General features: G+C 34.0%; 12 protein-coding genes. All 12 read right to left on the bottom strand.

Annotated features, from left to right (window positions below):
• Position 1: 1 nt before the first annotated feature.
• Positions 2-916: a glucosamine inositolphosphorylceramide transferase family protein gene (locus tag D7322_RS18115; protein WP_121125657.1), complete on the bottom strand. Its 915-nt coding sequence runs from the start codon at positions 914-916 to the stop codon at positions 2-4.
• A gap of 56 nt (positions 917-972) precedes the next feature.
• Positions 973-2,070, bottom strand: coding sequence for a glycosyltransferase family 4 protein (locus D7322_RS18110; protein WP_121125656.1), 1,098 nt, complete (start codon positions 2,068-2,070; stop codon positions 973-975).
• Between the two features lie 38 nt (positions 2,071-2,108).
• Positions 2,109-2,705, bottom strand: coding sequence for a sugar transferase (locus D7322_RS18105; protein ID WP_121125655.1), 597 nt, complete (start codon positions 2,703-2,705; stop codon positions 2,109-2,111).
• Complete coding sequence (locus D7322_RS18100; RefSeq protein ID WP_121125654.1) at positions 2,683-3,993, bottom strand: DegT/DnrJ/EryC1/StrS family aminotransferase; 1,311 nt, start codon at positions 3,991-3,993, stop codon at positions 2,683-2,685. Before D7322_RS18100 ends, D7322_RS18105 begins: the two co-directional genes overlap by 23 nt.
• A 55-nt stretch (positions 3,994-4,048) precedes the next feature.
• A complete protein-coding gene (locus D7322_RS18095) occupies positions 4,049-5,149 on the bottom strand; it encodes a glycosyltransferase (protein ID WP_121125653.1) in 1,101 nt (366 codons plus the stop codon).
• Positions 5,150-5,397: 248 nt separating this feature from the next.
• Entirely contained in the window at positions 5,398-7,221 is a 1,824-nt protein-coding gene (gene asnB / locus D7322_RS18090; RefSeq protein ID WP_121125652.1) for an asparagine synthase (glutamine-hydrolyzing), read from the bottom strand.
• 1 nt (position 7,222) lies between these two features.
• Entirely contained in the window at positions 7,223-8,395 is a 1,173-nt protein-coding gene (locus D7322_RS18085; RefSeq protein ID WP_121125651.1) for an O-antigen ligase family protein, read from the bottom strand.
• A 40-nt stretch (positions 8,396-8,435) separates the two neighbouring features.
• A complete protein-coding gene (locus D7322_RS18080; RefSeq protein WP_245971374.1) occupies positions 8,436-9,299 on the bottom strand; it encodes a glycosyltransferase family 2 protein in 864 nt (287 codons plus the stop codon).
• A 7-nt stretch (positions 9,300-9,306) separates the two neighbouring features.
• The gene (locus D7322_RS18075; protein WP_121125650.1) at positions 9,307-10,473 is read right to left on the bottom strand and encodes a DegT/DnrJ/EryC1/StrS family aminotransferase; all 1,167 of its coding nucleotides are present in this window, start codon (positions 10,471-10,473) and stop codon (positions 9,307-9,309) included.
• The gene (locus tag D7322_RS18070) at positions 10,470-11,912 is read right to left on the bottom strand and encodes a lipopolysaccharide biosynthesis protein (RefSeq protein WP_121125649.1); all 1,443 of its coding nucleotides are present in this window, start codon (positions 11,910-11,912) and stop codon (positions 10,470-10,472) included. The genes D7322_RS18075 and D7322_RS18070 overlap by 4 nt, the downstream gene beginning before the upstream one ends.
• Before the next feature lie 3 nt (positions 11,913-11,915).
• The gene (locus D7322_RS18065; protein ID WP_121125648.1) at positions 11,916-13,211 is read right to left on the bottom strand and encodes a nucleotide sugar dehydrogenase; all 1,296 of its coding nucleotides are present in this window, start codon (positions 13,209-13,211) and stop codon (positions 11,916-11,918) included.
• Positions 13,199-13,753, bottom strand: coding sequence for a UpxY family transcription antiterminator (locus tag D7322_RS18060; RefSeq protein ID WP_121125647.1), 555 nt, complete (start codon positions 13,751-13,753; stop codon positions 13,199-13,201). Before D7322_RS18060 ends, D7322_RS18065 begins: the two co-directional genes overlap by 13 nt.
• Between the last annotated feature and the right edge of the window lie 135 nt (positions 13,754-13,888).

The following is a 13,888-nucleotide window of genomic DNA, read 5'->3' as shown; positions in this document are numbered from 1 at the left end:
TTTAGTAAAGAACTTTTTTTAATAATCTATGTACGGGAGTAATGGGAGAATGTGTTCTTCTCTTTCCATCTACAACAATCAAATTGTTTCCAAAGCTGATATTATGCATACCTTCCAAATAAGGGGCTTCCGGTAATAATTCAAAATCAGGATCTGATTTAAATGAATGTTCAGAAAGTTCAGAAATCTTATTAATAATTATGGATCCTCCGTAACGGATTTCCAGATTCTGAGTTGGGCGGTAAAGTTGCCCGTTTACTATAAATAAGTTTCCGGCACTCCTGCAATTTTTTGAACTTACCGGAATGGGGTTTAAAGCATGTGGTTTAAATTCCTCCTCTAATGAATCTGAATAGTATATGTATAGATCATTTAACATGCCATCTATATTGGTAAATAGCCAATGTTTTCCCTTGTAGTAGATAATCGAAGTATCCACATAACGTGGCCCCACTAGCAAAACCCTTTTCTTCTTTAACTCGGTCGAGTTTTCATGATCCAGCTGATACAGACTTACTTCACCTGCATCTGCTGTTTCTGGAATGCAATAAAAATTTGACTTTTCTTCAAAAATATATGGATATGAAAAGTGTATCCCTTTTGGTGTAAGGCCAGATATTCTTTGTTTAGTGCTAAAATTAAAATTTTTAATTCTCGAAATTTTGCCTTTAATTTTCCAAAAGTTAAGCTCCTCATAGTAGATGAAAATACTGGAATTAATTTTGACAACAAAGGGGTCTGCCGAATAATGGGCTTCATCCTCCTCCAGCCATACTACTTTTCCGTTAAATCTTTTTCTCCGGATTAAATCTGCAGCAGATTGTTTAACAAATCCTATATTCCATTTGTCTGCACCAAAATACCTGTCAATTACGTTATTCATGTTTTCATCAAGATTAAATAACAAGAATTTCATTATCCAAACCTGATTATGCAAATTCTTAAAAGGTTCTGTTTATTTAGTATTTATATTTAGATCACAAGGTATGCATCTACATGTTTCTTACACGAAGTTCTTATATGGTAGTGCTGTTTAAATGAATTCAGGCTATTTTCTTTTATCTTTTGTTTATCTGGATAGAAAACGGCTCTTTTTATCGTTTGATAATATGAATCCACACTATTATCATTGCTCAAGAAGCCGGTGTCCTCATTCTTAATCATATCTTTAATACCACCGGCCTTAGTGCAAATCGATATACATCCAACTGATAATGCCTCAATTAAGGATATAGGCATCCCTTCATAAAAGCTTGATAAGCAGAAAAAGTCTGCCATACTTAGAAAATCAGCGATATTTTCTTTTCCTCCAAGAAACTCAACATAAGGGTCGTCTTTTATCATTGAATAAAGATGATGATATAAGGATTCATCACGAACATCACCGATTATTAATAGTTTGCATTTTTTCTCTTCATTTGCATTAAACTTTTGTACAGCTTCAATTAATAGCTGCTGGTTTTTCACTTTCATAATCCTTCCCACATGAATTAAAAGGAAAGAGTTTATATTTTCTTTATATCTTTTAATAAGTACAGGATATTCATCAGTCAGAGTTAAAAACGGACGACCATTTTCAATTACAATAACATTATCCAAACCATAATATTTCTGAAATGATTTGCCTCCATCATTTGAAACTGCGACAGGAATTACCTTATTCTTCTTGTAAAGAGTTTTACGAAATGCCTTAATTAAAAAATTCGGACATTCGGCTTGGGCTGTTGAATGGATGGTGTGAAAAAACTTGCAATTACCACTCATAAATCTATACAAAAGCAAATACTCAAAAGCATTTAAGTGCGTGTGAACTATATCCGCTTTTTGCTTAACCAGCCAACTGGTCAATTTAAAAAGTACCCGGAAATTTAGACCTTTGCCCTTGTGTAGGGATAAATAACTTATCTTCCCACTGATTTCATTAAGAAAAGTTGTATCAGCATCATTATCACAAAGAGAAATTATATATATTTGATACTGATCATTCTTTGCCAACTCATTACATAAGTCGACAACAAAACGCTCTGCTCCACCTCTTCTAAGTGCGCCTATAATGTGAACTATTTTCATTTTGCTGATGAGTTTTAGAATCGTATTAATTGACTGCTTTATCCAATCGCAATTTTTCTTAAAGTCAGAAATATGATTTTCAGATCAATCCATAAATCATGATTATTGATGTATTTCAGATTTTGTGTGATTTTTAATGGGATTATTTCTTCTATATAGAAATGCTCCGGATCATTGGATTTTTCCAAAAGTTCGCATTCGTCAGAAAATTCAATTGATGCCCAATCGGTAATTCCCGGTTTAACGGAGAGTACCCTAATTTGCTCCTCGTTATAAAGATTTACATATTTACGAACCTCAGGACGCGGACCAACAAAACTCATATGGCCTTTTAGTATATTTAATAACTGAGGTAATTCATCAAGTTTATATTTTCTTAACCAATATCCAATTTTTGTGATTCGAGTATCGTGATTGCCTATGGTAAGTAGTTGTTGATCTGTCTGATGCACATACATAGTTCTGAATTTGAACAGCGGAAAATCTTCCACGTTCTTTCCCACCCTGATCTGACGATAGAATATTCCTCCATTCGAATCTAGAAGTATTAGTATAGCAATTACTACAAAAACCGGACTAAGTACAATTAGGCCAAATGAGGCTAATAAAATATCAAATATGCGTTTGGTGTCCATGTCCAAAAATTCTTGTTGAAACGATTGCTTTTCTTGTTTTCTTATTTTTATCTTTAGCCTCTGCCTGTGCTGGTTTGTTTAATTGAATTTGTACGGTGGCAATTACCGATTCAATAATAAATTGTATTTCGGCATCTGAAAGCTGAGGGTAAAGAGGCAAAGAAATTTCACATGAGTATTGCTTATAGGCGACTGGATAATCTTCTATATGATACCCAAGGTTTTTAAAATAAGTAAGCATAGGCATCGGTATAAAATGTACGTTGGCGGCTACACCTAGTTGGGCCAAATCATCTATTATCCGATCCCGCTGTGCTTCGGTAATACCCATTATTCGTAGTGGAAACAAATGGTGGGAAGATTCTCTCTCATTATCCTGCAAAGGTGGCTTTATAAACCAATCCATTTGCTCCAAGCCCTTACAATATTTTGAAGCTATTTCTTTACGCTTAGGCAATAACTCATTAGTGTATTTTTTTATTTGTGCCAAACCAATAGCAGCACATATATCTGGCATATTAATTTTTAACCCTTGAAATAATATATCATAACGCCAACCACCACCTTTTGATTTAGCCAAAGCATCTTTGTTTTGTCCATTAAGTGTATATATCTTTAGATATTCATATTCTGTCATTGCATTAAAACTGCGAGGAAGATTTAAACAAATACAGCCCCCTTCAGCTGTAGTGATATTTTTTACTGCATGAAATGAGAATATAGCTATATCGCTCATTTTAGCCGAAGACAAACCGTTATACGTTGCACCGATAGAATGTGCTGCATCTGCGATCAATAAGATACGTCCTAAAAGTTGTTGTTTATCAGACTCTGCTGTAAACATATTATTCACCTCCGATTCCAGAATAATAGCTTTTAGTTCAACATAATTACATGGCCATCCTGCAATGTCTACAGCTATAATAGCTTTTGTTTTCGCAGTTATGGCTTTTCTGACTTTTTCAGGATCTATACAAAAATCATCGTTGATATCTACCATTACAGGAATAGCACCACAATGCAAAACACTTAAAGCGGTTGCACAATAAGTGTAAGCTGGTATAATTACTTCATCTCCCTCTTTAATCCCAAACCATTTTAACATCAGTATTGCTCCGGATGTCCAGGAATTTACACAAACTGCTGCATCAGAATTGGTAAGTTTAACTATTTCTTGCTCGAAAGATTTAACTTTAGGTCCGGTTGTAATCCACTTATCTTGAAGTGTTTGTACTACTTGGTCAATAACCGATTGATCAATAAACGGAGGTGAAAATGGAATATTCATAATTCTAAAATTTAAGGTGGTTAAATGTCTGTTTCAGTAAAAGAAAGGACATTGATTATGCATTATGCAATATCAAATCTTTCCATTTTGGCAGAATGTTTTCTATAGAATTTATTTGAGTTATTAACCGCGCATTGCTAGCAACTTTTACTCTAAGGCTTTCATCGGCTAATAAATTATCCATTGCGGAAGTAAGTTTACCAGTATTATTTGCCTCTATTAAAATTCCATTTGCTTCATTTTCTATTATTTCTGATGGGCCAAACTCACAATCCATGGCAATACAAGGACAGCCAAAACTCATCGCTTCTATTAAAGCATTTGGGTATCCTTCATTTCTGGATGGTAGAACAAACAATTCGGCTTGATTATAATAATCCTGCAGATTATCTTTTGGTCCAATTAATTTAGCCCGTTTTTGCATACCCAATTTTTCAATTTGGTTGGATAGGTTTTCATATTCACTTCCGCCACCAACAATTAATAAATCAACGTCATCAGCTTTAATTTTACTATAGGCCTCAATTAGTTGGTCAAATCCCTTAATATAGGAAAGACGACCAACTCCTAAGATGAACTTCTTGCTGTTTACCGGTTTAACAGAGGGCGATTTAAATACGTTTAAAGGATTTCGGATAATTTTAAAATTATTTAATCTTTTAAAAGATTTATGGTTTCTAATGCAGTCCTCTATTCCTTTGGCTGGTATAACTATAGCCTTAGATTTTTTATATATGATATAGGAAATTCTTTTTAAAAAGAAGTTGAATGAATTAATCGTGTGATCAGGGGTAGTTCGTTCCGAAACTATAAAGGGTGTTTTAATTAAAGAGCAAGCTAAACCGGTCCATAAATTTGCTGTGGTCATAAAAGAAATAACACAAGTTGGCTTTTCTTTAATAAGCAAATTAGACAATCGTAGAAATATTAATAATGCATATCTAATACGGTTAAAAATATTTTCCTTCTCCCTCTTTTCTAATAAATTAATCATCTTGACATGAGATGAAATTTGATAACCTGGTTCGGCTTCATTGAGACAAACAACAAAAACACTCAATCCTTGTTTACTAAATTCATTTGCCAATATAGATAACACTCTTTCTGCCCCTCCACTATGAAGGTTATTAATAACAAAAAATAACTTATTTTTCATATGTGTTTAATCTGTCTTTTATCTGTCATTAACTTGTTCCGAGTTACCGGAATGGAATACACACGCGGGCTTTGCTAACCATGAGTGTTTCATAGTTGACAAGTATCTGGAAAACTTCAATGATCAAAATATTTAATGGGGCAATACCAACGATTAAAAGCATTAAAAAAAGCCATACATGCCTGAAACAATGCTTTTTTTTAGTTAAAGAAGAAGTAATGGGTATTATTATTCGGTGCTAAAGGTATTTATTGGGTGCCAAATTTTTTATAAAATCCAAATTCTTGATACCACTTAGACAATATATATATTCTCCAAATAAAAGATGAATAGTCATGCTTTCCTTCTAAATGCTTTTTAAAAATATCTTTAAACCTGGGTACATTTAAGATAGGAATCTGACGTAAAAAATCGTCTGTTAGATTTTCTTCAAATTCACTACGCAGTTCATTTCTTATCCAGCCGGCTAAAGGCACAGCAAATCCTCTTTTGGGTTGGTCAAATACTTCTTCAGGAATGTATTCTTTCAGTATATCCTTTAATATTTTTTTTCTTCGGCTTTTTTCGTAACGAAATGATATGGGAAGTGTTCTTGCAAACTCAATGATATTATAGTCAAGAAATGGGCTTCTTACTTCTACTGAATGAGCCATACTGGCACGATCTACTTTTACATTACTATCGTTTTCTAACCACAATTTAATATTTAAATCAGCTGTTGCCTGTAACAAATCTTTCGACCATATTTTATAGCCATTATAGTGTGACAACCAATTAAAGTTTCTCTTCTTTAGAAGAGAGTCATATCCAACAAATATACCTGCAATGAAATCATATTTTGAAGCAGCATTGAGTATTCCTCTATAGGAAAGTGCGCGGGCCCCTAGAAAATTAAAACTTAATACGCTGGCGACCATTTTTCTCAAAAAATAGGGTACAAACGTAATTTTATCTGCGTAAGGCACTAATCTAAAATGGTTGTATCCAAAGAAACTTTCATCCCCCCCATCTCCAGACAAGACCATGGTAACAGATTGCTTCGTTATTTTATTCAACAGTAAAGAAGGCAATGCAGAGCTATCTGCAAAAGGTTCATCGAACACTTTTACTAATTGGGGAATCATTTCTAAAATATCTGTTGCTTTACAAATTGTTTCTGTATGTTCAGAACCTATAATTTTTGCATATTCTGCAGCGATCTTGCTTTCATCATATTCCGGATCCTCAAAGCCTATCGAAAATGTTTTGATGGGATCCTTTGAAACCGTTGAAGCAATACTGGATATTAGAGCAGAATCTATTCCTCCGGAGAGAAATGATCCAAAAGGCACATCTGCTTGCAATCTTATTTTTACGGCATCTTTTAACAGATTGTGCAACTTCTCTTTGGCCTCATTATAAGATAAGCCCACTTCGGCGACCTCCTTCAGATTCCAGTACTCTTTAACTTCGTATTTTTGTCTGTCCAAATCAATCTCCAGATTATTTCCGGGAGGTAATTTATAGACATTTTGATAGATCGTGTATGGGCTGGGGATATAACCGCAGTCCAAATACATCGATATAGCTTCATCGTCTATTTGTTTGTGTTGGCTTATTGGACGTAACTGGCTACAAATTTCAAGTTCACCGTCCTTCCATGAATAATAAAAGGGTTTTACACCTAAGCGGTCGCGTGAACAAAATATTTTTCTTGATGTGGCATCATATATAGCAAAAGCGAACATTCCGTTTAGTTTCGGCACTAAAGCAGTTCCCCATTCTTTATAACCTTTTAATAACACCTCCGTATCGCTGGTTGTATCAAAAGTATACCCTAGAGCTATTAAATCTGTTTTTATCTCCTGAAAGTTATAAATTTCACCATTGAACACTATAACAAGGTCTTCAAATGTCATAGGTTGATGTGAACGAACATTTAAATCTAAAATGGATAGTCGTAAATGTCCAAAAGTCAAATCAAATACTTTTTGAATCCCTAAATAGTCCGGTCCACGGAATTGTATAGATTCCAGTTTTAATTTTACGGCCTCCTCTTCAATAGGAATATTGGTTAAATAAATTCCACACATACTAAAATGCATTTATATTTAGATACTCAACCTGATAGTTCCTGACTTGGTGAAGATCTAAATGTTTCTTTTCAAATACTTTCTTACCCAGATCTATTTGAATATACAGCCACATCGAAACAAATAATACCAGGTTATTTTCAAAATAATTATGATTGGTAAGCATGTACATTACTAAAGAAAATGAAACCAGAAAAATTACCGGATTATCATGAAACATTCTTATGCCATTAATTAAAAATGACCCATATATCCATAGAAAATAGAGAAGGACAAAAAAGCCAGCTTCACCAATAACCATTAAAAAAGTGTTGTGTACACCATTTTTTACGGTGTAAGTATTGTATTCAGGTCCAAAAATTTCTCCGCTAAAGGAATGGTATCCATTACCCAAGATTGGATTGTTTAAAATTTGATTATAATAATGGGACCAGGTTTCTGTTCTCGATTCTTCTTTTAAATCATCATTTACTTTTCCTTCAAGTATTCCTGAAAATGCATGCATTCTTTTCGTACTTAAATCCAGTTTATCTCCAAATGAAAGAAACAGACCAAATAAAACAATACCTATTAGTATTTTATATACATTTTTATAATTGATTAGCAAAGATATCAAATTGACTAATATCCAGATAAATAAGAAAGTCCTGGAGAAAGTAAGAAAGCCGGCCATTGAAAATAGTAATTGGCCAATGATTTTTAATTTTTTGTTATTTATTGAAAAACTTAGAGAATAACCTAATATACAAGCATAGCCAGCTGCATTAGGGTTAATATAATACCCTCTATATCTGCCACCAATACCTTCAATAAAAATAGATTCAAAAATTATACTTAAACATCCTAGTAAAAGCACTATATATATATCTTCCTTTGTAGTATCGCTTATAACACTTGCTCCCATAACTACGACAATAAAATATTTAATAAGCGTTACTAAATAACCATCGTCATTTTGTGCACTGACTATTATCGATATCAAAAAGAATAAAAGACCGAATACGATAAATGGAACTATTGGCTTCTTATTCTCACTTAAAAAATAATAAACGATTATGAGAAGGAAGGTGCTGTAGCTTAAAAGCTGACCAATTGCGGCATTAGCTTTAACCAAGAAATAACTTGGAAGATTGCAGAAAACTAAGAATAAAATAATAATCTTAAGATATTTCATACCGGAAATTATTTAATGTATAATTATATTTTCTAACCGCTTACAATATGGTTCTTATTGTACTAAAAGCATTTTGTAGACTGTGATCTCTAACTTCAAATAGGAAATATTTTTTAAGATAATAGAGAAGCAACTTGATTTTTTGAACGCGGGAATATTTGAAAATTTCAATAATCAAGTACAAATCGTCAAGTGTTTTTTGTTTTAAACTTTTTGCTTTTAACATGCTCCAGATGCCTCCTGGATGTTTTCTATAGCAGCACATTATTTCGGGTAAAACATAGATTTTCTTTCCGGAAGTAAATGTTAAATAAAGTTTAAGAAATCTGTCTGGGGCATTAAATTTAAAGAACCAATCTGTTGAGTAAATTTCTCTAATTTCGGGCGTATTTCTGAAAAGAATTGTATTGAGTACTGTTTCAAAATCATTATCGAATAATATATCCTCAAACGAATAGATTATTGGTTTTGGATTTAAATTCATATAATATATTTCATTATTTTCTTTAATCCTTTTTGAATAATGACAACACATGATATACTCTTGATTTTGTTCTAAAAAATCAACTTGTTTTTGCAGTTTTAAAGGGTCTGTCCAATAATCATCTCCATCGCATTGGGTTAAATATTTACCTTTTACCTCTTTATTCAGTCTTACCGCGTTCTTGTGGACACCCACATTAGATTCTGAAGTAATTAATTTTATTTTGTCAGGATGTTTTAGCACATATTCCTCTACAATTTTTCTGGTATTATCGGTAGAACAATCTTCCCCGATAAGAATTTCAAATTTAAAAGAAGTTTGCTGCATCAAGTAGCCCTCAATAGCCTGTGCTATATACTTCTCATGATTGTAAGTTACACAGCAGATGCTAACCATCACTTCAGTTTCTATACTTTTCATAGCTGGTTTACTTTTTTTCATGACCATTTATGACTTTTTCTATTCGATTGGCAATCAATTCTCCAAAGCCTTTTTGTGTATTGATGGTTTTCACAGGATATTTCTGTGCTCTCAATAATATACGTGAAATCATATCCAGATCGGGGATGGTGAGTGTATCATACAGGGGCAGGCAAACAATTCTTTTTACCACAGAATCGCATACAGGCATTCTTTTACGGCTTACAAACGGTAATGTAGCCAAAGAAGGAAAAAAATACCTTCTGCAATATACACCTGCCAATTCAAGTTTGACAATACAATCATGCATCAGTTCTTCTGAATCAAACAGAATCGGACAGTAGGCGTAATTGTAATCGGGAGCAGAATCAATGGACTGAAATTTAACTTTTAACTTTTTCAGGTTCTCTCGGTAATGCAGAGACAAAGATCTTCTCTTTTCCAGAATGGCATCAATATGTCCCAGGTTACACAACCCCATAGCTGCATGAAATTCTGAGTTTTTCGCATTAATGCCTACCAGCGCAATGGTGTCCGGCCCGCTATATCCGAAATTACGTATAAATGCCATTTTCTCTAACAACTCTGGTTTTTTAGTGAAAACAGCTCCTCCTTCTATGGTATGAAACAATTTAGTTGCGTGAAAGCTTGTGATACTAATATCTCCATACGCAAAGACTGACCTGTTCTTATATTTTGTTCCGAAACAATGGGCTGCATCATATATCACCTTTAAACCATATTTATCAGCAATGTTTTGTATTGCATCAATATTACATGGGTTGCCATACACATGGGTTGCCAAAATCGCGGAAGTTCTAGGGGTAATTGCTGCTTCGATTTTACCTGGATCAATATTGAACGTATCCGGATCGATATCCACATATACTGGTTTGCAGCCCTGCCATACAATACTATTCGTTGTAGCAACAAAAGAGAATGGGGTTGTAATAATTTCTCCCTTCAATTCCAATGCTCTGATAGCCATCTGGAGAGCAATAGTACCATTGGATACATATAATAAATAATCCACATTTAGGTACTGCTTGAGTTTAAGTTCCAAATCATTAACTAGAGGACCATTGTTGGTTAACCATTGGCGGTCCCAAATGCTTTTTACATAGTTTTCAAATTCCTCTATTTTAGGAAGAAATGGCTTAGTTACTGGTATCATCTTTTTAGTATTAATTGTTTAAAATCTATTATTGCTGTAAGGTTTATAAGATTGCTGATACTTAAATAAGTAAGAGCGTAAAACAGAGCACTTATGATAATCCGTGTCAAATTGTTAATATTAAAAGAATCCACTAAGAAAGAATCAAGAAGATAAGTTGAAATACCAATAAAGACAGCTAAGATTATGGTGGGTAAAATGTCGAATATCTGTTCTTTGACCGGATAGTTAATCATCTTTCCGCTATAGATTGTGTTGATGTAAAATCCAATAAAATTAAAGGATAATTGAAAATATAACAGACCATAAATACCAAATGGTATTACACTCAAAATGCCTATTACACTTAGTGCTTTTTTTATAACCTCCAGTTTTAAAAACAAATCGCTCCGGCCTTTTACCTTTAAAATATTTAAATTATACGCATGAAGGGGTTGCATTACACCTGCAATGCAAAGTATTTGAAAATAAGGTACTGCTGGCAACCATTTATCGGTTAATAAAAAACTAAAAAGAGGCTGAGCTGCTACACTCATAAAAATCAATATGGGAGCATTCCAAAAAATAACCTGCTGCATCACTTTTTTGTTTACCCTTTTCAATTGCACATTATTATGGGATATTTCTGAAAACATCGGATATGTAACTTTATTGACAGCTGCTGAAATATTTGCTGTCGGTAGCTGACTGATAGAATCGGCCCGGGAATAATATCCTAGTTGAGTAGCAGAGTAAAATTTACCTATAATCAGTGTATATATATTCTGGTAAAGGGTGTCAAGTATTCCCGATAGGGTCATTTTATAACCAAAATCAAAATGACGGTTAAAACTTGTTTTATCAAATATCAAAGCAGGACGCCAGTCTGAATATATCCAATGAAGTATGGTAGATAAAAATGTAGTAAATAAACTCATCCATACCAGACTCCAAACGCCATATCCGATTTTAGCCAAAATAATTCCTAAAATTCCCCCTGCTAAAGATGAAGGGATTTGTATGTTTGTTTGTGTTTTAAACCTCATCTCTTTTACAAGACAGGTGTTTTGCACACCAAAGAAAGCATTTAAAATAAATATCAGACTATAAACACGAATGATAGTTGTAAGGACTTGCTGATGGTAAAACGATGAAATAAGAGGGGCGCAAGAAAATAATATAAAATAAAGTATTGTGCTCCCTATCAAATTAAAATAAAAAACGGTAGAAAAATCTTTTTGATCTGCATCGGCCGTTCGTATAAGCGAAGAAGTAAGGCCACTGTCTAGTAATGTATTTCCGATGGATATAAATACTGATAACATAGCTATTAACCCAAATTCTGCCGGGGTTAAAATGCGGGCAAGCACTATGGTTATAAAAAAACTAATTAGTTTAGAACCAAATTGCTGACCTACTGACCATATTAGGCCAGAGATGGTCTTTTCCTTTAAAGTCATTTGTTATAAGCGTGCACTTACCATGGTATTTGGCAAGACTGATTTGATGTCGTAAACGACTGCATTTTCTTTGCAGAGCTTTGTAAGGTCGAGGTGTTTAAATTCCTGATGAGCAACGGCTATTAAAATTGCATCGTATTGTCTCTTTTTCGATTCCCCGTTCTGACAAATCACGCCATACTCTTGTTTAACTTGATCTGAATTGGCCCAAGGATCGTGAATGCAGACCTTTACTTTATATTCTTCTAACCTCCTAACTATGTCGATTACCTTTGTATTCCTTACATCGGGGCAATTTTCTTTAAAAGTAAATCCTAACACCAACACTTCTGCATCTATGATATGCGTGCCGTTATAGATCATTTGTTTAATAAGCTGATCTGCTACATAAGCTCCCATTCCATCGTTTACGCGACGCCCAGCCAAAATAATTTCAGGATGATAACCAACTTCTTGTGCTTTCTGTGCAAGGTAATACGGATCAACACCTATACAATGCCCACCTACCAGACCTGGTCTGAAATTCAGAAAATTCCACTTTGTACCTGCAGCAGTAAGCACTTCAGTGGTATCTATACCCAGCCTGTTAAAAATCATCGCTAATTCATTAACAAAGGCAATATTGATGTCTCTTTGTGCATTTTCTATAATCTTTGCTGCTTCTGCGACTTTTATTGATGAAGCTTTGTGGGTGCCTGCCCCAATTACAGATCTATAAAGATTGTCAATTTTAGTGGCCGTTTCAGGTGTAGAGCCCGAAGTTATTTTTAATATATTGGCAACTGTATGTTCCTTATCACCAGGGTTGATCCGTTCTGGCGAATATCCTACGAAAAAATCTTCGTTATAAACTAGTCCTGATTTTTCTGCTAAAATAGGAACACACTCATCTTCTGTCACACCAGGATATACAGTCGATTCATAAACAACAATATCTCCTTTTTTTAATACACTTGCTACTAGAGTGCTAGCCTTTATTAATGGCGTTAAATCTGGTCTATTATTTTTATCAACAGGTGTCGGAACGGTGACGATAAAAACTTTACAAGAATTTAATTTGTCTTTTTCGCTCGTGCAATACAGTCCATTTTGAACTGTACAGTAAAAAGTTAGCACTTTTTTGAGTTCTTCTTCACTTACCTCTAAAGTACAATCTTTGCCTTCGTTAAGATCATCCACCCTTCGTTGAAGAATGTCAAAACCAATGACTTTATGCTTTTTGGCAAACTCTACTGCTAGTGGAAGTCCAACATACCCAAGGCCAATTACGGCTATTCTTGTGGGTTCTATCTTGTGCATAATGTTGTGTTTAAAGGTGAAGCTTTTACAAGATGATTAATCTCAATACAGGTTACCAATGCACATTCTATATGGTCAAGCGACATTAGGACTGTTTTTCCTTGTACTTTGATTATTTTACCTTCGTGATTATAGAATAAGCCACTTCTAATTCTTACTCTATCACCAGGCGAAAGATCATTTAGGTTAATTATTTCAAGGTTATTATATGTCTTCACCAGTTCCTTAAGTTGTTCAATTTCTGACTCCTTTATCACAGCTGGTTTCCCCATAAAATAGATGTAGTTAATTACGCCAAGCGTATATCTAACCTTTGTAAGCTCTCTATCATCTATTTTAACAAAAACATAACCGGTAAAAAGTGGTACACTAACCTTCTTTTTTCTATCCGCCCATTGGTTTTCGGTAGTTCTTAAGGGACAGAAAGTCTCAACCCCTTGTTCTTGCAATAGCCTATCAACCTTTTTTTCCCAACGAGGACGTACATAAATAACCAGCCAGTTTTTTTTTAGTTTTCTTTTGTAATTTAATCCCATTTCCATTGTTAGATTCGTTAAGAGGAAGTAAAAAAATGTGTTGTTTTATTAGACCCAATAGAATTTTCCGGACAATATGTAATTCCTGGTTTGCTACTTTGGGGTGCAGGGCTTCGCCATATCACTTACAGTGATGAGGAT

It is taken from the genome of Sphingobacterium puteale (assembly GCF_003627955.1).
GTDB lineage: Bacteria > Bacteroidota > Bacteroidia > Sphingobacteriales > Sphingobacteriaceae > Sphingobacterium > Sphingobacterium puteale.
Note: the sequence above shows the minus strand (reverse complement) of the source record. Positions and strands in the feature narration are given on the sequence as shown.

Coding starts and splice junctions, on each gene's coding strand:
- D7322_RS18060 (WP_121125647.1), bottom strand. CDS start 13,753: ATGGAAATGGGATTAAATTACAAAAGAAAACTAAAAAAAAACTGGCTG.
- D7322_RS18095 (WP_121125653.1), bottom strand. CDS start 5,149: ATGAAAAATAAGTTATTTTTTGTTATTAATAACCTTCATAGTGGAGGG.
- D7322_RS18115 (WP_121125657.1), bottom strand. CDS start 916: ATGAAATTCTTGTTATTTAATCTTGATGAAAACATGAATAACGTAATT.
- D7322_RS18080 (WP_245971374.1), bottom strand. CDS start 9,299: ATGAAAAGTATAGAAACTGAAGTGATGGTTAGCATCTGCTGTGTAACT.
- D7322_RS18070 (WP_121125649.1), bottom strand. CDS start 11,912: ATGACTTTAAAGGAAAAGACCATCTCTGGCCTAATATGGTCAGTAGGT.
- D7322_RS18100 (WP_121125654.1), bottom strand. CDS start 3,993: ATGAATATTCCATTTTCACCTCCGTTTATTGATCAATCGGTTATTGAC.
- asnB (WP_121125652.1), bottom strand. CDS start 7,221: ATGTGTGGAATTTATTTAACCAATATTCCTATTGAAGAGGAGGCCGTA.
- D7322_RS18075 (WP_121125650.1), bottom strand. CDS start 10,473: ATGATACCAGTAACTAAGCCATTTCTTCCTAAAATAGAGGAATTTGAA.
- D7322_RS18065 (WP_121125648.1), bottom strand. CDS start 13,211: ATGCACAAGATAGAACCCACAAGAATAGCCGTAATTGGCCTTGGGTAT.
- D7322_RS18110 (WP_121125656.1), bottom strand. CDS start 2,070: ATGAAAATAGTTCACATTATAGGCGCACTTAGAAGAGGTGGAGCAGAG.
- D7322_RS18085 (WP_121125651.1), bottom strand. CDS start 8,395: ATGAAATATCTTAAGATTATTATTTTATTCTTAGTTTTCTGCAATCTT.
- D7322_RS18105 (WP_121125655.1), bottom strand. CDS start 2,705: ATGGACACCAAACGCATATTTGATATTTTATTAGCCTCATTTGGCCTA.